This window comes from Pimelobacter simplex (genome assembly GCF_900114845.1).
GTDB classification, from domain to species: Bacteria; Actinomycetota; Actinomycetes; order Propionibacteriales; family Nocardioidaceae; genus Nocardioides; species Nocardioides simplex.
Genome location: NZ_FOUK01000006.1, coordinates 27431 through 51645, shown reverse-complemented (window position 1 = coordinate 51645; position 24215 = coordinate 27431). Strand labels below are relative to the sequence as shown.

Below are 24215 nucleotides of genomic sequence, written 5' to 3'. Positions count from 1 at the left end.
GAACGCTGCCGGTGCCTGCCGGGCCCGGTCAACCGACTTTGGTAGGGAGCGAGGCGCCGAGGGGAGGGTCGAGTGGGGTAGGTCTGGCACTCCCTTGCGGAGAGTGCTAGTTTCGTCGTTGGCACACTCGAACCGAGAGTGCCAGTGCAGGTCGGGATCATCCCGGCCCTGCCCCGAAGAGTCAGCAGCACAACGTCAGCTCAGAAAGTGGAGGTCGACATCGTGTCGGTCAACATCAAGCCGCTCGAGGACCGGATCGTCGTCAAGCCTCTCGAGGCGGAGCAGACCACCGCCTCTGGTCTCGTCATCCCGGACACGGCCAAGGAGAAGCCCCAGGAGGGCGAGGTCCTCGCGATCGGCCCCGGTCGCATCGACGACAACGGCAACCGCGTCCCGCTCGACGTCGCCGTGGGTGACAAGGTCATCTACAGCAAGTACGGCGGCACCGAGGTCAAGTACGCCGGCCAGGAGTACCTCATCCTCTCGGCCCGCGACGTCCTCGCGGTTCTGGCCTGATCCGAGCTTCACGCCGCCCGGGACGTCCGTGCACCGTTGCCACGGTGCCTGACGTCCCGGGCGTTCGGCTTTCCACACCCAAGGAGTAAGCAGTGCCCAAGATCCTGGAGTTCGACGAGAACGCCCGCCGCGCCCTCGAGCGCGGCGTCGACGCGCTCGCCAACACCGTCAAGGTGACCCTCGGCCCCAAGGGCCGCTACGTCGTCCTCGACAAGAAGTGGGGCGCGCCGACCATCACCAACGACGGTGTCACCGTCGCCCGTGAGGTCGAGCTGGACGACCCGTTCGAGAACCTCGGTGCCCAGCTCACCAAGGAGGTCGCGACCAAGACCAACGACGTCGCCGGTGACGGCACGACGACCGCGACCGTGCTCGCCCAGGCGCTGGTCCACGAGGGCCTGCGCGCCGTCGCGGCCGGCGTCAACCCGATGGGCCTCAAGCGCGGCATGGACGCCGCCGCCGCCGCGGTGAGCGACGCGCTCAAGTCCGCCGCCCGCGAGGTCGACGACGCCAAGGACATCGCCTCCGTGGCCACCGTCTCCTCGCGCGACAGCCACATCGGCGAGCTCCTCGCCGAGGCCTTCGGCAAGGTCGGCAAGGACGGCGTCATCACGGTCGAGGAGTCCAACACCCCCTCGACCGAGCTCGAGTTCACCGAGGGCATGCAGTTCGACAAGGGCTTCATCTCGGCGTACTTCGTCACCGACGCCGAGCGCCAGGAGGCCGTGCTCGACGACCCGTACATCCTCATCCACCAGGGCAAGATCTCGGCGATCGCCGACCTGCTGCCGCTGCTCGAGAAGGTCATCCAGGCCGGCAAGCCGCTCTTCATCCTCTCCGAGGACGTCGAGGGCGAGGCGCTGTCGACCCTCGTGGTCAACAAGATCCGCGGCACGTTCAACGCCGTCGCCGTCAAGGCCCCCGCCTTCGGCGACCGCCGCAAGGCGATGCTGCAGGACATCGCGGTCCTCACCGGCGGCCAGGTCATCTCGCCCGAGGTCGGCCTCAAGCTCGACCAGGTCGGCCTCGACGTGCTGGGCCAGGCCCGCCGCATCGTGGTCACCAAGGACAACACCACGATCATCGACGGTGCCGGCGACGACACCGAGGTCGCCGGTCGCGTCGAGCAGATCAAGAAGGAGATCGAGGCCTCCGACTCCGACTGGGACACCGAGAAGCTCCAGGAGCGGCTCGCGAAGCTCTCCGGCGGCGTCGTGGTGATCAAGGTCGGCGCGCACACCGAGGTCGAGCTCAAGGAGAAGAAGCACCGGATCGAGGACGCCGTCTCCGCGACGCGCGCCGCGATCGAGGAGGGCATCGTCCCCGGCGGCGGCTCGGCGATCATCCACGCCGTCTCCGTGCTCGACGACGACCTCGGCCTCACCGGCGACGAGGCGTTCGGCGTCCGGATCGTCCGCAAGGCCGCCGACGAGCCGCTGCGCTGGATCGCCGAGAACGGCGGCGAGAACGGCTACGTCATCACCAACAAGGTGCGCGAGCTCGGCGTCGGCAACGGCTACAACGCCGCCACCGGCGAGTACGGCGACCTCGTCGCCCAGGGCGTCATCGACCCGGTCAAGGTGACCCGGTCGGCCCTGGCCAACGCCGTCTCCGTCGCGGGCATGCTGCTGACGACCGAGACCCTGGTCGTCGACAAGCCCGAGGACGAGGAGCCCGAGGCGGCCGGTCACGGCCACGGTCACGGCCACGGCCACTGAGGCCCTCCGTCCCACCAGCACCACCCCGGCGGCCCGGCTCGTTGCGACGAGCCGGGCCGCCTGGCCTTTTCCGGCCCGGCGCCGGCCCTCCCACCGGCCACGGGTCCGCAACATCGATGATCGCGCGCCACACATCTCTCCGGCATAGTGGACCCATGCTCTGGAGAGTCCGTGCCGGACTGCCCGACCGCCCCGGCGCCCTGGCCCAGCTGGCCACGGCCTGCGGCCGCGCGGGCGTCAACATCCAGACCGTCCAGGTCTTCCCGGACGCCGCGCACGTCACCGACGAGCTCGTCCTCCAGGTGCCCGAGGGCTGGACGGCCGCCGAGCTGCACGCACTCATCGACAAGGCCGGCGGCGTGACCGTCTCCGCCGTCCCCGCCACCGGCGCCGCGCTCGAGGACCAGCCGACGCGGTACGTCGAGGCGGTCCGCTCGATCATCGCCCAGCCGGCGACCTTCCCCGAGGTCGCCGCCCACCTCTTCGACGCGGCGGTCGCGCCGAGCACCGGCACCGAGGACGTCCTCGAGATGGCGGTGGGGGAGTCCACCACCATCCAGATCCGCCGCGACCCGCCCTTCACCCCCACCGAGCGGGCCCGCGCCGCGGCCCTCGCGGGACTCGTCGGACAGGTCCTCGACGCCCAGGTCCCGCCCGCGCCGCAGCAGCCGGGCACCGCGGAGCCCGACTACGTCACCACCGACACCACGGTCTCGGCCCTCTCCGGCGGCCTCGTCGCCGGCCGCGCCGAGGTCACCCCCCACGACGACGCCGACGTCCCCTGGCCCGTCGACCTCTGGGTCGACCCGGCCTGGCAGCGCCGCGGCGTCGGCACGCGTCTCCTCGCCGACGTCGCCCGCGCCGCGCGCGACAAGGGCGCCGACGAGATCGTGCTGACCGCCCCGTCCGACAGCCAGGCCGTCCTCCCGATGGTCCTCGCCGCCGGCATGCGCGGCCGGATCCGGATGGCGGGCGAATCGCTCACCGTCCGGATCGCGCTCAACGACCTGCGCCGCTCGCGCTGACTCATGTAACTACGTGTTCAGACCACTACCAGGGGTGTCGACCACCCGGGTAGTGGTCTTAACACGTAGTTACAAGCGGCGACGCCACCGGCCCCACCCACCCCCACCCCGCTTGTGAATCGGTTCACAAACTCGTGAACGGGGGTGGGGACGGGCGTAGCGTCGGGGGTGTGCTGAGCGTCGACGTCCTCACCCACGCCGTCACCGAGGTCGCCTCCCAGGTGGCCGCCGCGGCGCCCGACGAGCCTGCGGGGCTGCTGCCCGCGCGCCAGCAGATGGCGCTGTCGCTGGGGTGGCACATCATCCTGGCGTGCTTCGGCGTGGCCTTCCCGGCGATGATCTTCGTGATGCACCTGCGCGGCATCCGCCGCAACGACCCGGTCGCGCTCGGTCTCGCGCAGCGGTGGGCGAAGGTGTCCGCGGTGCTGTTCGCCATCGGCGCGGTCTCGGGCACGGTGCTCAGCTTCGAGATGGGGCTGCTCTGGCCCGGCCTCATGGGCAAGTACGGCGACGTGCTCGGCCTCCCGTTCGCGTTCGAGGGGCTCGCGTTCTTCCTCGAGGCGATCTTCCTCGGCATCTACCTGTACGGCTGGAACCGGATGCCTCCCAAGCGGCACGTGCTGATGGTGCTGCCGATGGCGATCACCGGGATCATCGGCGCCTACTGCGTGCTCGCGGTCAACGCCTGGATGAACGTGCCCACCGGCTTCCGTCTCGTCGACGGCGAGGTCACCGACGTCGAGCCGTGGAAGGTGCTGTTCAACGGGCACACCTTCCTGCAGTTCGCGCACATGTGGGTCGGCGCCTACATGCTCGCGGGGTTCACCATCGCCGGCGTGTACGCCGTCGGCATGCTCCGCGGCCGGCGCGACGCCCACCACCGGCTGGGCTTCATGGTGCCCTTCGTGTTCGCGTCGATCGCCGCCGTCACCCAGCCGTTCGTCGGTCACGTCCTCGGCTTCGGGCTGGACGAGCGGCAGCCGGCCAAGCTCTCGGCGTTCGAGCTCGCCGAGACCACTGAGAGCCCGTCGCCGCTGCGGCTGGGCGGGGTCCTGGTCGACGGCGAGGTGAAGTACTCGATCGACATCCCCCTCCTCGGCTCGCTGATCGCGATGAACTCGCCGGACAAGCCGGTCCCCGGGCTCGACACGATCCCCGAGGAGGACCACCCGCCGGTCAACATGACGCACCTGGCGTTCCAGACCATGGTCGGGATCGGGACGCTGCTCGCCGCGGCGGTCGTCCTCTTCTGGTTCCAGCGACGGCGTGGCCGGGACCTGCTCGAGAAGAGGTGGTTCCTGAGGTTCGCCGCAGCGGCCGGGCCGCTCGCCGTGATCGCCCTCGAGGCAGGCTGGATCGCGACCGAGGTGGGCCGGCAGCCGTGGATCGTCTACGGCATCATGCGCACCCCCGAGGCGGTCGGCGACTACACCGCCAGCCTGTGGTGGCTGCTCGGGATCAGCTCGGTCGTCTACACCGGGATGACGATCGGCGCGGTCGTCGTCCTGCGCTCGATGGCGCGACGCTGGCGGGCCGGTGACGTCGACCTGCCCAGCCCGTACGCCCCGGTCTCGACCGGCTCGACCGACGGGGAGGCGCAGCGATGAGCCTCGAGCTCGCGGTGGCCGCCGCGCTCTTCGTGGGGATCATCGCGTACGCCGTGCTCGGTGGCGCCGACTTCGGCTCCGGCTTCTTCGACCTCACCGCCGGCAGCAGCACCCGCGGCGCCGAGCTGCGCACGCTCGTCGACCACAGCATCGGCCCGGTCTGGGAGGCCAACCACGTCTGGCTGATCTACGTGCTCGTGATCTGGTGGACGGGCTTCCCCGAGTCGTTCGCGGCCGCGATGTCGACGCTGGTGTTCCCGCTGCTGTTCGCGCTGCTCGGGATCGTGCTGCGCGGCGCGAGCTTCGCCTTCCGCAAGTACGCCGCCACGCTCGCCCAGGCGCGCCTGTTCGGCATCGTCTTCGCGACCTCGTCGATCATCACGCCGTTCTTCCTCGGCACCGTCGCGGGTGGGATCGCCTCGGGACGGGTGCCGCTCGAGGGCCGGGGCGACCTGTGGGCGTCGTGGCTCAACCCGACGTCGATCTTCGGCGGTGTGATCGCGGTCGGCACCTGCGCCTTCCTGGCCGGCACCTTCCTGGTCGCGGACGCGGAGCGCAGCGGCCAGCACCGGTTGGCCGGCGAGCTCCGGGTCCGGGCGCTGGTCGTCGGAGCCCTCACCGGCGCCCTCGTCTTCGCCGCGCTCGTGCCGATCGACCACGACGCCCCCACGCTGGCCGCGGGTCTCGAGGGCCGCGCCGCGCCGCTCGTCGTCCTGGCCGGCCTGGCGGGGCTCGCCACCATGGCGCTGCTCTGGACCCGCCGCTACGCCGTCGCCCGGATCACCGCCGTGCTCGCGGTCGCGGCGGTCGTGTCCGGCTGGGGCGTCGGCCAGTACCCGTGGCTGCTCGTCGACGAGGTCACCATCGCCGACGCCGCCGGCGCCCGGGCCACCCTCCAGGGGCTGCTGGTCGCGGTCGGGCTGGCGGTCGTGGTCGTCGTCCCGCCGCTGGCCTACCTCTTCCGGCTCACCCAGTCGGAGGAGTGGACGAAGAGCTCTCCGCACTAGCGCCGCCGAGCCGCCAGCCGCCGAGCGGCAGGTCGAGTGCCGAGGCCGGCCCCCAGGAGCCGGCCGCGTAGACCTGCGTGCGCGGGCGCCGGTCGAGCACCGGCTGGAAGATCTCCCAGAGCCGCTCGACCTCGTCGGAGCTGATGAACAGCGTCCGGTCGCCACGCATGACGTCGAGGAGCAGCCGCTCGTAGGCCTCGAGCGGGTCGGCGCCGGGCACGTCGCAGACCAGGTCGAGCCGGAAGACGCCCTCGACCAGCGCCATGTCCGGACCGGGCCGCTTGGCGCGCACCTCGATCGCGATCTTGGGCCGGTCGGCCAGGTCGATGACGAGCTCGTTGGGCTCGGGGACGCCGCCGCCCTCGGGCTTGAGCCAGCGGTGCCGCGGATCGCGGAAGCGGACCGTGATCGTGCGCCGGCCGGCGGCGAGCGCCTTGCCGGTGCGCAGGTAGAAGGGGACGTCGCGCCAGCGGTCGTTGTCGATCCAGACCTCGGCGGCCACGAACGTCTCGACCTCGGAGTCGGCCGCGACGTCGGGCTCGTCGCGGTAGCCGTCGTACTGGCCGAAGACGACGCGCTCGGGGTCGATCGGGCGCACCGCCGAGAACGTGGCCGCCTTCGCGGCGCGGATGGCGGAGGCGCGGAAGGCGTGCGGGTCCTCGAGCGCGACGAAGCCGAGCAGCTGGGCGAGGTGGGTGGTCACCATGTCGCGCAGGCAGCCGGTGCCCTCGTAGAAGCTGCCCCGGCCCTCGACCGTGAGGCTCTCGGGGACGTCGATCTGGACCGACTCGATGGTGTGCCGGTTCCAGGCCGGCTCGAAGAGCCCGTTGGCGAAGCGCAGCGCGAGGATGTTCTGCACCGCCTCCTTGCCGAGGAAGTGGTCGATCCGGAACACCTGCTCCTCGCTGAACGCCGAGGTGAGCACCGAGTGCAGCTCGCGCGCGGTGGCCAGGTCGGTGCCGAACGGCTTCTCGGCGACCAGGCGGGTGCGGGCCACGAGGTCCTCGCGGTCGAGCATGCCGATCATGCCCTTGACCGCCCCCGGCGGCACCGACAGGTAGAGCAGCCGTCGTACGTCGGAGAGCAGGCAGTGCGCCGCGTCGATCAGCCGGTCCTCGGCCTCGCGGACCGCCTCGGCGAGGCCGGCGCCGTCGTCGGCGGAGGAGGGGACGAAGCGGATCCGCTCCAGCAGCGGGCCGGCCACCGCGTCGTCGACGTCGCCGACGAACTCGTCGAGGGCGCCGCGCACGTGGGCGCGGAACTCATCGTCGGTGCCGGGGGAGTGCCGGCCACTGCCGATCACCTCGAGGTGATCGGGCAGCCGCCCGTCGACCGCGAGGTGGTAGAGGCCGGGGAAGAGCTTGCGCGAGGCGAGGTCGCCGGTCGCGCCGAAGAGGACGAGGACGTGCGGAGGAAGGTCCGAGGTCACCCTCCCAGCCTCTCGCGCCCGTCAAGGGCGACCGACCCGTGGACTTCTCGACAAAGTGTCACCACAATGACTAAGGTAAGGCTTGCCTAAATCTTGGCTTCTCGGGTCCGTCCCCCCTTCTCGAAAGGACCTCCGGTGACCTCGTCGTCGTCCCGGTGGCGCGCTCTGGCGCGCCCACCCCTCCTCCTGCTCCTCGCGCTCGCGCTGCTCCTCCCGGCCTTCGTCGCCGCTCCGGGCCGCGCCGGTGCCGCAGCCCCGGCCGCTGCCTCGGCCGCGGCGCCGTCCGCGATCACGGAGGGCACCGTCGTGTGGGGCGTGCGCGCGTCGTTCCGCCAGTACATCGGCGCCGGTGGGATCACCGTCGGCGACGGGCTCACCACCAACGACGACGGCGAGTTCGTGTTCGACGTCTCCGGCGGCAGCTACGACGCGGACAGCAAGCGCCTCCAGCTCGACCTCGTCGGCAGCGTGCACTTCGAGGCCCACGAGGGTGCGCTCGACATGACCTTCCGCAACCTCGAGCTGGTCCTCGAGGGCCAGCGGCCGGCGATCCTCGCCGACGTCACCTCGCGGGCCCTGACCGGTGAGCTGGTCGACTTCGGCCACGTCCCGGTGGTCGACATCCCGTTCGAGGGCAAGGCGCCGCAGCTCGCGGGCGGCCGCACGGTGTGGACCGACCTGCCGTCGGTGCTGACCGAGGAGACCGCGCCCGCGTTCGCCGGCTTCTACCAGGCCGGCAGCTCGATGGACACGATCGACATCGACTACGCCGGCCCCGGCGGCGTCCCGGTCTACACGGCCGAGAACGTCGTCGCCTCCGGTGCGCCGATGTACGAGCCGGCCGGCGCGATCGAGGGCCTCGCGAGCGTCTCCAACGTGGTCGCGGACACCGCGCGCGGCGTCCTGCACGTCCAGCACGTGCCCGCCGGCGAGAACGCCGCGGTGCTGCAGGCCTACGACTACACGAGCCTCGCGCCGCTGCCGACCGGCACGGTGCCGGCCGCGAACCAGGCCTACCCGGGCATGGTGCTCGACCCCGGCAACGGCGTCGTGCTCATGGCGCAGGGCAGCACCCTCGCCGGCTACCGGTACGACGCGCAGGCCGGCTACACGCCCGTCACCGTCGACACCACGGTCGGCACGGTCGTCGAGATCGGCTACGACGCACCCCGCGACCGGGTCCTCGTGCTCGGGACGAGCGGGCTCGCCGTCCTCACCCACGACGCCGCGGAGCCCACCGGCTACGCCGTGGCCGCCTACACGGGGCTGTCGTTCAGCGACCGTGAGTCCGTCGCCGGGGTGAGCGCCACCGCGGTGATCGCGACGGCCGCCAGCGCCAGGAAGGGCGCCCGCTACATCCGCCTCATGGCATCGGACAAGACCCTCGTCGCGACGCCGATCCCCGGCGTGGCCGACGAGAAGGCGAACCAGCCCGGCCAGTTCGACCAGCCGACGATGGCCTTCCGCGACAACACCGGCGTCTGGCTCTCGGCGTACACGGGCAGCAAGATCCGGGTCGCCGCGATCGACGGCGCCTACCGCGCCGCCGGCCCCTGGCTGCGGGCGAGCGTCGGCTCGTTCCTGGCCGACCGCAAGGAGCACGTCACCAACACCGCGATCATGCTCGACTTCTCGGGCCGCCGGGTGCGGGTGTGGAAGGACGACGGCTGGGCGGACATCAACGTCCCCAACCTGGGCTCCGGCTCGTTCTTCAACAACCTCGGTGGCGACATCGGCACCGACCAGACCGTGTTCGTCGCCAGCACCACCGACGACGACCGTCGCGTGCTGCGCTTCCGGCTGAAGGGCATCGCGCCGACCGCGACCACGTCGCCGGCCGATGCCACCGTGCAGCTCGGCGAGGGCGTGGTCCGCAAGGACGTCACGCTCACCAGCGAGCTCACCGACGCCGACAGCCTGCGCTGGCAGACCCGGCTCGGGGGCACCGGCAAGTTCGCCGACGTGCCCGGCGCGACGGGCCCGAGCCTGACCTGGCCGGCGACGAGCGACGACAACGGCCGCCAGTTCCGGGTGCTCGCGACCAACGCGCACGCCACGTCCACCTCGCTCACGGCGACGCTCTCGGTGGAGTTCTTCCCGCGCGTCGCGGCCCAGCCGGACGACGTCGCGACCGCGCCGGGCGACGACGCGCTCTTCAAGGTGATGCCGGCGGGCAACCCCTACCCGGCCATCACCTGGCAGCGCCGGGTCGGCGGCCTGTGGCAGTCGATCGGTGCCGACGACGAGAGCGTCGTCGTCGACGGCGGCTTCCTCACCCTCCGCGACACCACCGCGGACCAGGCCGGTCTCAAGGTCCGGGCCAAGCTCACCAACGCCCTCGGGACGACGTACTCGCGGGCCGCCACGCTCGACGTGGCCGAGCCCTCGACGGTCAAGCGCGCGATCGACGGCGGCACCCTCACCTGGGGCGTGAAGAAGTCGTTCCGCGACTACCTCGCCGGCCCGATCGCGCACGGCACGGTCAGCCTCGACGGGGGAGTCACCCAGAACGCCGACGGCACGTTCGCCTTCCCGGTCACCGGTGGCTGGAGCGACCCCGCGGCCGGCACCGCCGAGGTCCGGATGGGCGGCACCGTGCGGTTCACCGGCCACGACGGCCCACCGACCTGCGCCGTGGAGCACTCGCCGTGCCTCGCGCTGCGGATCAGCGACCCCGTGCTGCGTGTCGACGGTGACCACGGCGTCCTCGTCGCCGACGTGGAGTCCAAGGACGAGACCACCCACCAGGTGGTGGCCTACCCGGCCGTCGAGCTCGCCTCGTTCGACGCGGGGGACTGGGCCACGGGCAAGGACCGGGTCACCGCCCGGGCGCTGCCGGCGACGCTGACCTCGTCCGGCGCGGCCGCCTTCGCCGGCTTCTACGCCGCGGGCGCCGAGCTCGACCCGATCACCCTCGACGGGCAGCTCGGCGCCGAGATCACCGAGCCGGTCGACGTCGCGACCACGACGACGGTCGCGCTGGCCGGGGCCAAGGTGGCCTACGGCCGGGCCCCGGTGGCCACGGTCCAGGTGACCGGCGCCGACGGCGCCCCGGTCGCCGGCCTGGTCACGCTCACCGTGGGCGGGCGCTCCGTCAGCGCCACGCTGGCCGCCGGCCGGGCCCGGGTGACCCTGCCCGCCAACCTGCGGCCGGGCAGCCTCCAGGTCGCCGCCCGGTACGAGGGCGCGGACGGCGCCCTCGCCTCCAGCGCGGCCACCACCCTCACCGTGACCCGGGCCCGTCCCGTCGTCACCGCCCGGCCGGCCAAGAAGAAGGTCCGCCCGTCGGCGCGTGCGGTCGTCCGGGTGACCGCCCGGATCCCCGGCGCGAACGGGGTGCCCGCGACCGGACAGGTCGTGGTCCGTGAGCGGGGCCGGGTGCTCGCCGTGGCGACCCTGCGCAAGGACGCCTCGGGCAAGGTCGCGGTGCGTCTGCCGCGGCTGAAGCGCGGCGTCCACCACCTGCGGGTCGAGCTGCTCGGCAGTGCCGTGCAGCTGCCGTCGGCGAGCGGCTACGTGCGGCTCGTCGTACGCCGCTAGGGGGTGGGTGGGGCCAGGGCGAGGCAGCCGCGGACGCGGATGCTTCGTCCTGGCCCTTCGCCCGTAGAATGGGACGGGTGGAGGTTCCGGACAAGTTCGCAGCTCTTGGTCTCACCTACGACGACGTCCTCCTGCTCCCGGGTCATTCCGACCTGGCGCCGGACGACATCGACACCACCTCGCGGTTGACCCGCGAGATCTCGCTCAAATCGCCGCTGATCAGTGCCGCGATGGACACCGTGACCGAGTCGCGGATGGCGATCGCGATGGCCCGCCAGGGCGGCATCGGCATCCTGCACCGCAATCTCTCCGCCGAGGAGCAGGCCTACCAGGTCGACCTCGTGAAGCGGACCCAGACCGGGATCATCTCCAACCCGGTCACCATCGGCCCCGACGCGACGCTCGAGGAGCTCGACCGGATCTGCGGCGAGTACCGCGTCTCCGGTCTCCCGGTCGTCGACGCCGACAACCGGCTGCTCGGCATCTGCACCAACCGCGACCTGCGCTTCACCCCCGTCGCGGAGTGGGCGACCACCAAGGTCGAGGAGGTGATGACCCCGATGCCGCTGTTCACCGGCGACGTCGGCATCAGCCGCGACGACGCCACCGCGCTGCTGCGCAAGCACAAGCGCGAGCGGCTCCCGCTGGTCGACGCCGAGGGTCGCCTCGGCGGCCTCATCACCGTCAAGGACTTCGTGAAGTCCGAGCAGTTCCCCCTCGCCTCCAAGGATGCCGACGGCCGGCTCCTCGTCGGTGCCGCCATCGGCTACTTCGGTGACGCCTGGGAGCGGGCCACCGGCCTGATCGAGGCCGGTGTCGACGTCCTCGTCGCCGACACCGCGCACGGTCACGTCACCCTCCTCCTCGACATGGTCCGCCGGCTCAAGTCCGACCCGGCCACCAAGCACGTCCAGGTCATCGGCGGCAACGTCGCCACCCGCGAGGGCGCCCAGGCCTTCGTCGACGCCGGCGCCGACGCCGTCAAGGTCGGCTTCGGCCCCGGTTCCATCTGCACCACGCGCGTCGTCACCGGCTGCGGCGTCCCGCAGGTCACCGCGGTCTACGAGGCATCCCTCGCCGCCCAGCCGGCCGGCGTCCCCGTCATCGCCGACGGCGGCCTCCAGCAGTCCGGCGACATCGCCAAGGCCATTGTCGCCGGCGCCGAGTCGGTCATGATCGGCTCCATGCTCGCCGGCTGCGAGGAGTCGCCCGGCGAGGTCGTCTTCCACCAGGGCAAGCAGTACAAGGCCTACCGCGGCATGGGCTCGCTCGGCGCGATGTCCTCGCGCGGCAAGAAGTCCTACTCCAAGGACCGCTACTTCCAGGCCGAGGTCACCAGCGACGACAAGATCGTCCCCGAGGGCATCGAGGGCCGGGTCGCCTACAAGGGCCCCCTCGCCGGGGTTGCCCACCAGCTCCTGGGCGGCCTCTCGCAGTCGATGTTCTACGTCGGCGCGCAGTCGATCCCCGAGCTGCAGGAGAAGGGCCGGTTCGTCCGGATCACCTCCGCCTCGCTCAAGGAGAGCCACCCGCACGACATCGAGATGACCGTCGAGGCGCCGAATTACCACCGCTGATGAGCGCGACGATCTGGCCCTTCGTCGCCGACGACTGGCCGGCGGTCGCCGCGATCATCGACGAGGTCCTCACCGCCGGTGAGACCTATGCGATGCCGGTCCTCGACGACGCGGCGGCGCGCAACTTCTGGCTCGACCAACCGGGCGTGGTCGCCGTCGCCGAGGTCGACGGCGTCGTCGTCGGCACCGCCAAGATGGGGCCGAACCGGCCTGCCCAGGGCAGTCACGTCGGCACCGCTTCCTTCATGGTCGGCTCCGCCGCCCGCGGCCGCGGCATCGGCCGGGCACTGGGCGAGCACGTCGTCGCCTGGCACCGCGCCGAGGGCTTCGCCGGCATCCAGTTCAACGCGGTGGTGGCGACCAACATGGCCGCCGTCGCGCTGTGGCGCAGCCTGGGGTTCGAGGTGATCGGGACGGTGCCCGGCGCCTTCCGGCGGCCCGACGGGTCGTTCGCCGGGCTGCACGTGATGTACCTCGACCTGGGTGCCGGGCTCAGTCGCTGACCACCCACGTCCGCCCGCCGACCTCGAGCAGCACCGCCCCCTCCGTCGTCCGTACGGCGGTCTGCGTGGCCGGCTCCGGCAGCACCACTTCGCCGACCTCCTCGAGCCCGTCGTCCCCGAGGCGGTACGTCGTCAGCCGCAGCCGGTCTGCCGACAGCGCGTAGACCCGGTCGCCGCAGACGGCGGCGCTGCCGTCCATCGTCTCGAGCACCTTCTTCGACGGGGCGGTGATCGCGACCCCGCCGCGGATGTCGAGGTAGACGCGGGCGTCGGCGCTGTAGTCGTAGAGCGAGTAGTCGCGGCCCTCGTGCTCGAGGACGTACTCGTCGACGTCGACGGGGTCGTCCCAGTCGACCTCCTTGCCGGTGTCGAGGCTGACGAAGGCGTCGCCGGTGGAGATGACCGGGTCGGGCTCGCGGACGACGGCGCCGGGGCCGGCGTGGTCCCAGACGACGTCGCCGTCGGTGGTGAGCCGGAAGACGTGCGGGGCGGGGTCGGTGCGGCCGGGGTTGGCGGCGACGATGAGGTCGCCGTCGTAGGAGGCGACCAGCTCGAGGTCGAGGTCGGGTCCCTCGTCGTGGATCCGGGTCGGGGTGGCGCCGTCGAGGCGGTCGATCCCGGACGTGCCGACGCCGTAAAGGACGCCGTCGACCCGGGCCACGCTGCGCAGCGGCGACTCGGCGGCGTGTGCCGGCGCGGTGGGGCAGCCGGTCTCGGGTGTGGTCCCCGCGGCCCGCGGGCGCGGCTCGTCGTCGGAGCAGGCGGCGACCGGGACGGTCAGGGCGAGGACGGCGAGCGCGGGGACGAGGCGGGGGGACACGCCTGCTTTCCTCCCCCCGAGGCGCGGCTCGGTAACCTGCTCCGGTGAGCGACATCGAGATCGGCCGCGCCAAGCGGGCCCGCCGCGCGTACTCCTTCGACGACATCGCGATCGTGCCCTCCCGGCGCACGCGCGACCCCGAGGAGGTCAGCGTCGACTGGCAGATCGACGCCTACCGCTTCTCGCTGCCGATCCTGGCGGCGCCGATGGACTCGGTGATGTCGCCCAAGACCGCCATCGAGTTCGGCCGGTACGGCGGCCTCGGCGTGCTCAACCTCGAGGGCCTGTGGACCCGCTTCGCCGACCCCGAGCCGCTGCTCGACGAGGTCGCCGGGCTGCAGGGCGTCGAGGCGACCCGGCGGCTCCAGGAGATCTACACCGAGCCGATCAAGGCCGAGCTGATCGCCGAGCGGCTGCGCGAGATGCGCGACGCGGGCGTCACGGTCGCGGCCTCGCTCTCGCCGCAGCGCACCAAGGAGTTCGCCAAGGCGGTCACCGACGCGGGCGTCGACCTGTTCGTCATCCGCGGGACGACGGTGTCCGCCGAGCACGTCTCGAGCCAGGCCGAGCCGCTCAACCTCAAGGAGTTCATCTACGAGCTCGACGTGCCGGTCATCGTCGGCGGCTGCGCGACCCACCAGGCCGCGCTGCACCTGATGCGCACCGGCGCGGCGGGCGTCCTCGTCGGCTTCGGCGGCGGCGCCGCCCACACCACGCGTACCGTGCTCGGCGTCGCGGTCCCGATGGCGAGCGCGGTGGCCGACGTCGCCGCGGCCCGTCGCGACTACCTCGACGAGTCGGGCGGCCGCTACGTCCACGTCATCGCCGACGGCTCCATCGGTACGTCGGGCGACCTGGCCAAGGCCATCGCCTGCGGCGCCGACGCGGTCATGGTCGGCTCGCCGTTCGCGCGCGCCACCGACGCGCCCGGCCGCGGCTTCCACTGGGGTGCCGAGGCGCACCACGCCGACCTCCCGCGCGGCCAGCGCGTGCAGTTCGACCAGGTCGGCACCATCGAGGAGATCCTGTTCGGGCCCTCCCGCGTCGCCGACGGCACGATGAACCTGGTCGGCGCGCTCAAGCGCTCGATGGCCACGACCGGCTACACCGAGCTCAAGGAGTTCCAGCGGGTCGAGGTCGTCGCGCACTGAGCGCGGCGGCACAGCCCCGGTGATCGTCGCCGCGCTCCAGGCCGAGGCCCGCTCGGGCGACCTCGCCCACAACGTCGCCACCGCCGCCCGCCTGGTCCGCCAGGCCGAGGCGCGGGTCGCGGTCCTGCCGGAGGCGTTCCTCACCGGGTACGACGCTGCGGCCTTCGCCACGCCGCCGACCCTCGCCACGCTGTCCGGCCCCGTGCTCGACCCGCTCCGCGCCGCGGCCGCCGCCACCGGAACGACGGTCGTGGCCTCCGCGGCACTGGCCCGCGCCGCGGGGCGCCGGACCCTCAGCGCGATCGTCGTCGAGCCCGACGGCACCGTCGCGGCGCCGTACGACAAGCAGCACCTGGACGGCGACGAGCCCACCTGGTTCGTCGCCGGCGACCACCTGGCGACGCTGACCGTCGACGGGCGGGTGCTCGGCCTCTCGATCTGCCGCGACGGCAGCATCCCGTCGCACGCCGCGGCAGCGGCCGCAGCCGGTGCGACCGTCTACCTCGCCTCGGTCGCCTACTTCCCGGGCGGCGCCCGCCGCCTCGACGTCACCTACGCCGCCCGCGCGCTCGACCACGGCCTGCACGTCGTCGTCGCGGGGCTGACCGGGCGGTGCGGACCGCACACGTTCATCGGCGGCTCGGCGGTCTACGCCCCCGACAGCACGGCGCTCGTCCGGCTGGGGGACGAGGAGGGCGTGGCGGTCGCCGAGATCCTCGGGTGAGGGGACGTCTCGAGCGTTTCGTCGACGCGCACCCGCGGACCCGGGCGACCGTGATCGCCGCCCTCGCGGTCGTCATCTGGGCGTTCGACGTCCCGCGGATCGGCGTGACGCGTGACCTGCTGGGGGACCGCTGGGCGGGCGTGCTCGGGTGGGGGCTCGGCCTCGGCAACGTCCTGGCCGCGGTCGTCGCCGGAGCGTGGTTCGTGCGCCGGCGCTTCGCCGTCGCCGTTGCCGCCGTGGCCCTCTGCCCGTTCCTCCTCACCCATCCCCGGCACGGGGACGACGGCATCATGAGTGAGGCCGACCTGATCATGGTCGTCGGCGGCGACATCGTGTTCGGCGTCGTCCTGCTCGGCCTGGCCGGCCACACCTTCCGCAGGGAGCCGGTCCGCAGCTAGGGCCGCAGGCTCCGCGCCAACGTCCCGGTCAACCGCTCCACCCACGCGTCGTCCAGCTCGTCCGGCGTGAGCAGCACCCCCGAGATCACCGCGTCGATGACGAGCCGCAGCAGGTCGTCGGCACGCGCGTCGGGGTGTGCCTCGCCGGCGTCGACGGCGGTGCGCAGCCGCTCGTCGAGGGCCCGGAAGACGCCGGCGAACCGCTGCAGCATCGCGGCGTGCAGGTCGGGCCAGGTGCTGACCTCGGCGAGGAGACCGGGGAGCGCGGCCGCGGCGACGGGGTCGCAGAGGGCGTCGCGGGTGCCGCGGACGACGCCGGCCAGGTCGGTGGTGAGGTCGGCGCCGAGGCGCAGCTCGCCGGCCAGCTCGCCGGGGAAGGCGGCCTCGTGGACGAGGTGGGGGAGCGCGGGCCAGCGGCGGTAGAGCGCGGGCTTGGTGGTGCCGGCGCGGGCGGCGACGGCGGCGACGGTCACGGCGCCGTACCCGCCCTCGGCGAGCAGCGAGCGGACGGCGGCGAGGGCGGCCTGCTCGATCCGCGGGTCGCGCGGGCGCCCGGCGGATCTGGTCCCCATGAGCTCTTCCCCTCTTTCGTTACCGAGGGTACCGTAATCGGCCATTGACAAGTTAGAACACGTTCTAACAGGCTGTGATCACCCCAGGAGGACCCCGTGACCCAGTCCCCGTTGCCCGCGGACATCACCGAGATGACCCTGCAGCGCTCCAGTCGCGACCAGGGCGCGGTCCACGACCGGCTCGAGGAGTGGCTCACCGCGGTGCTGCCCGACGGCGCCGCGCCCGAGGTGACCCTGCACGAGGGCATCCAGACCAACGGCATGTCGAGCGAGACGGTCCTGCTGGCGATCACCACCACCGAGGACGGCGCCCGCGTCACCCGCGAGTACGTCGCCCGCGTGGCGCCGGCGGCGAGCGACCTGCCGGTGTTCGCGGAGTACCGCCTCACCGACCAGTACGACGCGATGCGCCTCGCCGGCGAGCTGGCCGGCGTCCCGGTGCCCACGGTCGGCCTCAACGAGCCGACCGGTGACGTGCTCGGCACGCCGTTCTTCCTGATGGACCGCCTCGACGGCGCGGTCCCGCCCGACGTCCTGCCCTACCCGTTCGGCGACAACTGGCTCTTCGACGCCTCGCCCGAGCAGCAGGAGCGGCTCCAGCGCAGCACCGTCGACGTCCTGGCCCGGCTGCACGGCATCCCCGACGCCGCGACGACGTTCGGCTTCCTCGACCCGGCGGTCACCGGCCACGAGGGGGCGACGCCGCTGGCGCGCAACCTCGCCAAGACCCGCGCCTGGTACGAGTACGCGATCACCACCGCGGAGGCGAGCCCGCGCTCGCCGCTCATCGAGCGCGGCCTGGCCTGGCTCGAGGCGAACCTGCCCGCCGAGGAGGGCGAGCCGGTGCTCGTCTGGGGCGACTCCCGGATCGGCAACATGATGTACCGCGACTTCGAGCCGGTCGCCGTCCTCGACTGGGAGATGGCGACCCTCGGGCCGCGCGAGATGGACCTCGCCTGGCTGGTCTTCGCCCACCAGGTCTTCCAGGAGATCGCGACCATGCTCGGCCTGCCGGGCATGCCGGAGTTCCTGGCGCCCGACGACGTCGTCGCGACCTACCGCGAGCTGACCGGCGTCGAGACCGGCGACCTCACCTGGTTCCTGCTGCACGCGGCGGTCAACTGGGGCTGCGTCTTCCTGCGCACGAGCGCGCGGCAGATCCACTTCGGCGAGATCGAGCGGCCCGACGACCCCGAGTCCGTCTTCCACCACCGCCCGCTCCTGGAGCGTCTCCTCGAGGAGGTCGGCGCATGAGCACCCGCCACGACCACGGTCTGCACGGCGAGTACTACGGCCTCGGCCCGCTCGACGAGTACCCGATCCACCAGCTCCCGCGGCCGGTCGCCTGGGCCGGCAGCAGCGACCGGAACTTCTACGACCGCTGCTACCTCAACGCCCACGACCGCACCGGCGACCTGTTCCTGATCACCGGGCTCGGGTTCTACCCCAACCTCGGCACCAAGGACGCCTTCGTCCTGCTCCGCCGCGGCGACGAGCAGACCGCCGTCCACCTCAGCGACGCCGCCGACCCGCGCGGCGCCGACCGGATGGCCCAGCAGGTGGGGGGCTACCGGGTCGAGATCATCGAGCCGCTCCACAAGCTGCGCCTGGTGCTGGAGGAGACCGAGGGCGTCGCGATGGACCTCACCTGGGAGGGCTCGTTCCCCGTCGTCCAGGAGCTGCCGCACGTGATGCGCCAGGGCAGCGGGACGACGCTCGACGCGCAGCGCTTCGCCCAGCTCGGCACCTGGGAGGGCGTCCTCAGCGTCGACGGCACCGACATCGCCGTCACTCCGGACCGCTGGCTCGGCTCGCGCGACCGCTCGTGGGGGATCCGGCCCGTCGGTGAGGCGGCGCCCGCCGGCAAGCCGGCCGACCCGGCGTTCGAGGGGATGTGGTGGCTCTACGTGCCGCTGCGCTTCGAGGAGTTCTGCGTCGTCCTCATCATCCAGGAGACGCCCGACGGCTTCCGCACGCTCAACGACTGCACCCGGATCTGGAAGGACGGCCGGGTCGAGCAGCTCGGCTGGCCGCGCGTCGAGATCCGCTACACCCCGGGCACCCGGGTGCCGACCGGCGCGACCATCGTCTGCACCACGCCCGACGGGAAGGAGCTCGTGCTCCAGGTCGCCTCGAAGCTGCCGGTGCCGATCCACGTCGGCGGCGGGTACGGCGGCGACTCCGACTGGACCCACGGCCAGTGGAAGGGCCCGGCCTTCACCGAGCGGCTCACCTACGACATGAACGACCCCGCCGTCGCCGGCCGGGTGATGTTCGGCGTGATCGACCACGTCGGCCAGGCCACGATCCACGGCCCGGGGGCCGGCGTACCGGAGGGCTCCGAGGGTTGGGGCCTGTTCGAGCACGGCGCCCTCGGCCGGCACGACCCCTCGGGATTCAGCGACTGGTTCGATCTTGCGAAGGAGAACTCATGACCACCCTCGACCGCGACGCCCTCTTCATCGGTGGCACCTGGGCCGCGCCCGCCGCCGATGCCGTGCTGGAGGTGGTCTCGCCGCACTCCGAGGAGGTCGTCGCACGGGTCCCCGAGGGCTCGACCGCCGACATCGACGCCGCCGTCGCCGCCGCGCGCCGGGCGTTCGACGAGGGGCCGTGGCCGCGGATGAGCCCGGCCGAGCGGATCGACGTCGTCCAGAACCTGTCGGGCCTGTACGCCGCCAAGCTCGACGAGATGGCGACCATCATCTCCACCGAGATGGGCTCGCCGATCTCGTTCAGCTCGCTGGCCCAGGCGCCCGCGCCGTGGATGCAGATCGAGGCGTTCCTCGGCATCGCGCGCGAGTTCCCCTGGGAGGAGCGGCGCCCCGGCGTGCTCGGCGCGGACGTCGTCGTGCGGCACGAGCCGGTCGGCGTCGTCGCGGCGATTCCGCCGTGGAACGTCCCGCAGTTCACGATCCTGTCCAAGGTCGTCCCGGCGCTGCTCGCCGGCTGCACCGTCGTCGTGAAGCCGGCGCCGGAGACCCCGCTCGACGGCTACCTGCTCGCCGAGCTGCTGGTCGAGGCCGGCGTCCCCGAGGGCGTCGTGTCGATCGTCGCCGGCGGCCGCGAGGTGGGGGAGCACCTGGTGCGCCACCCCGGCGTCGACAAGGTCGCGTTCACCGGATCCACCGCCGCCGGGCGCAAGATCGGCGCGATCTGCGGCGAGCAGCTCAAGCGGGTCTCGCTCGAGCTCGGCGGCAAGTCCGCCGCCATCATCCTGGACGACGCCGACGAGGCCGCCGCGATCGAGGGCCTGAAATTCCTCGGCGTGATGAACTCCGGACAGGCCTGCGTCGCCCAGACCCGCGTCCTGGTCTCGCGCGAGCGGCACGACGCGTTCGCCGCCTCGCTGGCGGCGGCGATCGGGTCCATGAAGGTGGGCGACCCGCTCGACCCCGCGACCGAGATCGGCCCGATGGTCGCGCAGCGCCAGCAGGAGCGCGTGACGTCGTACATCCGGATCGGGCAGGAGGAGGGCGCCCAGCTGCTCGCCGGCGGCGAAGGCCGCCCCGACGGCCTCGACCGCGGCTGGTACGTCCGGCCCACCGTCTTCGCGGGGGTCGACAACAAGATGCGGATCGCCCAGGAGGAGATCTTCGGCCCGGTCCTGTCGGTCATCGCCTACGACGACGTCGCGGACGCGATCCGGATCGCCAACGACTCCGAGTACGGCCTGGCCGGCACCGTCTGGACCGCCGACGCCGACGCGGGGCTCGAGGTCGCCCGCGGGGTGCGCACCGGCACCTACGGCATCAACACCTACACGATGGACTTCGCGGCGCCGTTCGGTGGGTTCAAGGCGTCGGGACTCGGGCGGGAGTTCGGGCCGGAGGGGCTCGCGCAGTACACGGAGGCGAAGTCGGTGTACCTGTCGGCGCCGCCGATGTAGGTCGTTGCGGTCGCGCCAGTTTCGCCGGTCGACCGGCGAAACTGGCGGACTTGTCGTACAAAACTCACGCTTGACCGACGATGCTTCAGCGGTCAAGTGTGAGTTTCGCCGGTCGACCGGCGAAACTGTCAGGTCCCTTGACATCAAGACGTGATGTGTAAACCCCCACATCCGTTACCGATCAGTAGCCGTAGGTGACCCCGCTCACCTACGCTCGTCACATGAGCGAAGCGATCCCCGGTTCCGGCGCCGACGGCTCGAGCGGCGGCCCCGTCGTCGAGGGCCCCCACGATCCTGAGCACGACCCGCGCGCGTCCTACGTCCTCGAGCCGGAGCACGTCGCCCGGCTGACCGCCCGGATCGTCGCCACCACCGGCACGAGCGCCCAGGTGCACTCGCCGATCAACGGGGCGCCGCTGGCGAACATCCCGCAGTCGAGCACCGAGGACGTCGCCGAGGCGTTCCGCCGGGCGCGGGTGGCGCAGGCGGCGTGGGCGCGGGTGTCGGTCGACGAGCGGGCGCGGATCCTGCACCGCCTCCACGACATCGTGCTCGACCGCCAGGACGAGATCATGGACCTGATCCAGCTCGAGTCCGGCAAGGCGCGCAAGCACGCCTTCGACGAGCCGCTCCACATCGCCCTCACCGCGCGCTACTACGCCCGCACCGCGCACCGGCACCTCGACACCCAGCGCCGCCCGGGCGTCGTCCCGGTGCTCACCCGGGTCGAGCTGAACCGGGTGCCGAAGGGTGTCGTCGGGATCATCTCGCCGTGGAACTACCCGTTCACGATGGCGCTGTGCGACGGCCTCCCGGCGCTGCTCGCCGGCAACGCCGTGGTCGCCAAGCCCGACGCGCAGACCATGCTGTCCGCGCTGCTCGGCGCGCAGCTGCTCGAGGACGCCGGCTTCCCGCGCGACCTGTGGCAGGTCGTGGCCGGGCCCGGTCGTGAGCTCGGTACGCCGATCATCGAGCGCTCCGACTACATCTGCTTCACCGGCTCCACCGCCACCGGCAAGATCATCGCCAAGCAGGCGGCCGAGCGGCTCATCGGCTGCTCGCTCGAGCTGGGCGGCAAGAACCCGATCCTGGTGCTGCGCGACGCCGACATCGAGCGGGCCGCCGAGGGCGCGGTCCGGGCCTGCTTCTCCAACGCGGGCCAGCTGTGCGTCTCGACCGAGCGGATGTTCGTCGCCGACGCCGTCTACGACCGCTTCGTCGAGCGCTTCGTCGCGCGCACCAAGGCGATGAGCCTCGGCGCCACGATGGACTGGGACGCCGACATGGGCACGCTCATCTCCGCCGACCAGCTCGACACGGTGACCGCCCACGTCGACGACGCCGTCGCCAAGGGCGCCCGGGTGCTCGCCGGCGGCAGTGCGCGGCCCGACCTGGCGCCGTACTACTTCGAGCCGACCATCCTCGAGGGCGTCACGCCGGAGATGACCTGCTTCGGCAACGAGACGTTCGGCCCGGTCGTGTCGATCTACCGCTTCCACGACGAGGCCGACGCGATCGCGCGCGCCAACGACGGCGAGTACGGCCTCAACGGCTCGGTCTACACCCGCGACACCGAGCGCGGGCGCCAGGTCGCGCGCCAGATCAAGTGCGGCACGGTCAACGTCAACGAGGCGTTCGGCGCCACCTTCGCCAGCATCGACGCGCCCATGGGCGGCATGCGCGAGTCCGGCATGGGCCGGCGCCAGGGCGCCGAGGGCATCCACCGCTACACCGAGACCCAGTCGGTCGCCACGCAGCGGCTGATCCGGTTCGGGCCGATGCTCGGGATGTCCGACGAGGGCTATGCGAAGTTCATGACCGCCTCGCTGCGGTTCATGGACAAGCTGGGGCGGGCGTGACCATGACCTTCGACTACGACGTCCTCGTCATCGGCTCCGGCTTCGGCGGCTCGGTCACCGCGCTGCGGCTCACCGAGAAGGGCTACAAGGTCGGCGTCCTCGAGGCCGGCGCGCGGTTCAGCGACGCCGACTTCGCCGGCAACTCCTGGGACCTCAAGAAGTACCTCTACGCGCCGTCCGCCGGCTGCTACGGCATCCAGCGCATCGACATGGTCAAGGACTGCCTGATCCTGGCCGGCGCGGGCGTCGGCGGCGGCTCGCTGGTCTACGCCAACACGCTCTACGAGCCGCTCGCGCCGTTCTACAAGGACCCCTCCTGGTCGCACATCACCGACTGGAAGGCCGAGCTCGCGCCGTACTACGACCAGGCCAAGCGGATGCTCGGCGTCGTCGAGTACCCCAAGATGACCCCCTCGGATGAGGTGATGAAGAAGGTCGCCGACGAGATGGGGGTCGGCGACTCCTTCCACCCCACGCCGGTCGGGGTCTTCTTCGGCGGCCCCGAGCAGGCGGCGGGCACGCAGGTCGAGGACCCCTACTTCGGCGGCGCCGGACCGCGGCGCAACACCTGTCGCGACTGCGGTGAGTGCATGACCGGGTGCCGGCACAACGCGAAGAACACGCTGGTCAAGAACTACCTCTACCTGGCTGAGCAGAACGGCGCCGACGTCCACCCGCTCACCACGGTGACCCGGGTCCGGCCGCTGGCCGGCGGCGGTTACCAGGTCGACACCCGCTGGACGAAGGCCAAGCTCTCGCGGCGCACGGCGACCAAGACCTACACCGCCGAGCAGGTCGTCTTCTCCGCTGCGGCGCTCGGCACCCAGAAGCTGCTCCACCGGCTCAAGGCCGAGGGCGACCTGCCGCACGTCTCCGACCGCCTCGGCCACCTGACCCGGACCAACTCCGAGTCGATCCTCGGCGCGATCGCGCCCCAGGGCGCCGACGTCGACTACACCGAGGGCGTCGCGATCACCTCGTCGTGGCACCCCGACGAGCACACCCACATCGAGCCCGTCCGCTACGGCAAGGGCAGCAACGCGATGTCGCTCATGCAGACCGTGCTCACCGACGGCGACGGGCCCGACCCGCGCTGGAAGGTGTGGCTCAAGGAGCTCTGGAAGGAGCGCCGCCGGGTCCGCGACCTCTACGACGTCAAGCACTGGTCCGAGCGGGTCGTCATCGCGCTGGTGATGCAGTCGGTCGACAACTCCATCACCACCTTGCCCAAGAAGGTCGCGGGCAAGTGGATCCTGTCGTCCAAGCAGGGTCACGGCGAGCCGAACCCCACCTGGATCCCCGCCGCCAACGACGCCGTACGACGCATGGCCGCGGTGATGGGTGGCGGCACGGCCGGCGGCACCATCGGCGAGCCCTTCAACCGCCCGCTGACCGCCCACTTCATCGGCGGCTGCACCATCGGCGACAGCCCCGAGACGGGCGTGGTCGACGGCTACCAGCGGATGTACGGCCACCCGGGCCTGCACATCGTCGACGGCTCGGCGATCTCGGCCAACCTGGGCGTGAACCCGTCGCTGACGATCACCGCGCAGGCGGAGCGGGCGATGGCCTTCTGGCCCAACAAGGGCGAGGCGGACACCCGCCCGGCGCTCGGGGCGTCGTACGAGCGGATCCAGCCGGTCGCGCCCCAGTCGCCCGTCGTCCCGGACGACGCCCCGGCGGCCCTGCGGCTGCCCATCGTGGGCGTGAGCTGAGGGAGCGGAGCGAAAGCTGACGCCTCGTGGGGCGGTCCCGGGAGATCCTGGGGCCGCCCCCGAACTTTTGTCGAAGTTGTCCGGAGCCTGCGTAACCCACCCCTCACGGGGTCGTTGAACTGAGCGAGCCCGGGAATTCACGCTCCCTCCCGAAGCCCGGGCTCG

At 72.2% G+C, this 24215-nt stretch carries 19 protein-coding genes; 16 read left to right on the top strand and 3 right to left on the bottom strand.

The annotated features are described in order from the left end of the window. Nucleotides 1-222 precede the first annotated feature (222 nt). The 5 genes from groES (at nt 223) to BM223_RS22360 (ending at nt 5873) form a co-directional block, all read left to right on the top strand. Nucleotides 223-516 carry a co-chaperone GroES gene (gene groES / locus BM223_RS22380; protein ID WP_028653828.1) on the top strand — a complete coding sequence of 98 codons (294 nt, stop codon included), beginning with the start codon at nt 223-225 and terminating at the stop codon, nt 514-516. A gap of 92 nt (nt 517-608) precedes the next feature. Beyond that, nucleotides 609-2234 (top strand): chaperonin GroEL, encoded by a 1626-nt coding sequence (gene groL / locus BM223_RS22375; RefSeq protein WP_038677356.1) that lies wholly within the window; start codon nt 609-611, stop codon nt 2232-2234. A 155-nt stretch (nt 2235-2389) separates the two neighbouring features. Next, nucleotides 2390-3259: a GNAT family N-acetyltransferase gene (locus BM223_RS22370; protein ID WP_038677357.1), complete on the top strand. Its 870-nt coding sequence runs from the start codon at nt 2390-2392 to the stop codon at nt 3257-3259. A 170-nt stretch (nt 3260-3429) separates the two neighbouring features. Further along, the gene (locus tag BM223_RS22365) at nt 3430-4866 is read left to right on the top strand and encodes a cytochrome ubiquinol oxidase subunit I (RefSeq protein ID WP_235319177.1); all 1437 of its coding nucleotides are present in this window, start codon (nt 3430-3432) and stop codon (nt 4864-4866) included. After that, nucleotides 4863-5873 (top strand): cytochrome d ubiquinol oxidase subunit II, encoded by a 1011-nt coding sequence (locus tag BM223_RS22360; protein ID WP_038677358.1) that lies wholly within the window; start codon nt 4863-4865, stop codon nt 5871-5873. Before BM223_RS22365 ends, BM223_RS22360 begins: the two co-directional genes overlap by 4 nt. Here BM223_RS22360 and zwf read toward each other — a convergent pair. Beyond that, on the bottom strand, nt 5833-7302 hold the full coding sequence (gene zwf, locus BM223_RS22355) for a glucose-6-phosphate dehydrogenase (RefSeq protein WP_052138315.1): 1470 nt from the start codon (nt 7300-7302) through the stop codon (nt 5833-5835). The two genes, BM223_RS22360 and zwf, sit on opposite strands and share 41 nt — an antisense overlap. Nucleotides 7303-7437: 135 nt before the next feature. Here zwf and BM223_RS22350 point away from each other — a divergent pair, with 135 nt between their 5' ends. The 3 genes from BM223_RS22350 (at nt 7438) to BM223_RS22340 (ending at nt 12922) form a co-directional block, all read left to right on the top strand. Next, a complete protein-coding gene (locus BM223_RS22350; protein ID WP_052138316.1) occupies nt 7438-10842 on the top strand; it encodes an HtaA domain-containing protein in 3405 nt (1134 codons plus the stop codon). Nucleotides 10843-10919: 77 nt separating this feature from the next. Continuing rightward, nucleotides 10920-12419: an IMP dehydrogenase gene (gene guaB / locus BM223_RS22345; protein ID WP_038683692.1), complete on the top strand. Its 1500-nt coding sequence runs from the start codon at nt 10920-10922 to the stop codon at nt 12417-12419. Next, nucleotides 12419-12922 (top strand): GNAT family N-acetyltransferase, encoded by a 504-nt coding sequence (locus tag BM223_RS22340; protein ID WP_038677361.1) that lies wholly within the window; start codon nt 12419-12421, stop codon nt 12920-12922. Before guaB ends, BM223_RS22340 begins: the two co-directional genes overlap by 1 nt. Here BM223_RS22340 and BM223_RS22335 read toward each other — a convergent pair. After that, nucleotides 12912-13742, bottom strand: coding sequence for a hypothetical protein (locus BM223_RS22335; RefSeq protein WP_038677362.1), 831 nt, complete (start codon nt 13740-13742; stop codon nt 12912-12914). The genes BM223_RS22340 and BM223_RS22335 overlap by 11 nt on opposite strands. A 44-nt stretch (nt 13743-13786) precedes the next feature. Here BM223_RS22335 and BM223_RS22330 point away from each other — a divergent pair, with 44 nt between their 5' ends. Genes BM223_RS22330 through BM223_RS22320 form a run of 3 tightly spaced genes read left to right on the top strand, consistent with a single transcriptional unit; the run spans nt 13787 to nt 16015 of the window. Beyond that, nucleotides 13787-14893: a GuaB3 family IMP dehydrogenase-related protein gene (locus BM223_RS22330; RefSeq protein ID WP_038677363.1), complete on the top strand. Its 1107-nt coding sequence runs from the start codon at nt 13787-13789 to the stop codon at nt 14891-14893. Nucleotides 14894-14912: 19 nt separating this feature from the next. After that, entirely contained in the window at nt 14913-15617 is a 705-nt protein-coding gene (locus tag BM223_RS22325) for a carbon-nitrogen hydrolase family protein (RefSeq protein ID WP_038683694.1), read from the top strand. Continuing rightward, nucleotides 15614-16015, top strand: coding sequence for a hypothetical protein (locus BM223_RS22320; protein WP_038677364.1), 402 nt, complete (start codon nt 15614-15616; stop codon nt 16013-16015). Before BM223_RS22325 ends, BM223_RS22320 begins: the two co-directional genes overlap by 4 nt. Here the strand turns inward: BM223_RS22320 and BM223_RS22315 are convergent. Beyond that, nucleotides 16012-16587 (bottom strand): TetR-like C-terminal domain-containing protein, encoded by a 576-nt coding sequence (locus tag BM223_RS22315; protein ID WP_038677365.1) that lies wholly within the window; start codon nt 16585-16587, stop codon nt 16012-16014. The genes BM223_RS22320 and BM223_RS22315 overlap by 4 nt on opposite strands. Before the next feature lie 96 nt (nt 16588-16683). Between BM223_RS22315 and BM223_RS22310 the strand changes: the two genes are divergently transcribed. The 5 genes from BM223_RS22310 (at nt 16684) to BM223_RS22290 (ending at nt 24050) form a co-directional block, all read left to right on the top strand. Beyond that, nucleotides 16684-17841 carry a phosphotransferase family protein gene (locus BM223_RS22310; protein ID WP_038677366.1) on the top strand — a complete coding sequence of 386 codons (1158 nt, stop codon included), beginning with the start codon at nt 16684-16686 and terminating at the stop codon, nt 17839-17841. Next, nucleotides 17838-19022 carry an Rv3169 family protein gene (locus tag BM223_RS22305; protein WP_052138318.1) on the top strand — a complete coding sequence of 395 codons (1185 nt, stop codon included), beginning with the start codon at nt 17838-17840 and terminating at the stop codon, nt 19020-19022. The genes BM223_RS22310 and BM223_RS22305 overlap by 4 nt, the downstream gene beginning before the upstream one ends. After that, on the top strand, nt 19019-20476 hold the full coding sequence (locus BM223_RS22300; protein WP_038677367.1) for an aldehyde dehydrogenase: 1458 nt from the start codon (nt 19019-19021) through the stop codon (nt 20474-20476). The genes BM223_RS22305 and BM223_RS22300 overlap by 4 nt, the downstream gene beginning before the upstream one ends. Nucleotides 20477-20697: 221 nt before the next feature. After that, a complete protein-coding gene (locus tag BM223_RS22295) occupies nt 20698-22335 on the top strand; it encodes a succinic semialdehyde dehydrogenase (RefSeq protein ID WP_038677368.1) in 1638 nt (545 codons plus the stop codon). A 2-nt stretch (nt 22336-22337) separates the two neighbouring features. Further along, nucleotides 22338-24050: a GMC oxidoreductase gene (locus BM223_RS22290; protein ID WP_038677369.1), complete on the top strand. Its 1713-nt coding sequence runs from the start codon at nt 22338-22340 to the stop codon at nt 24048-24050. Nucleotides 24051-24215: the final 165 nt, after the last annotated feature.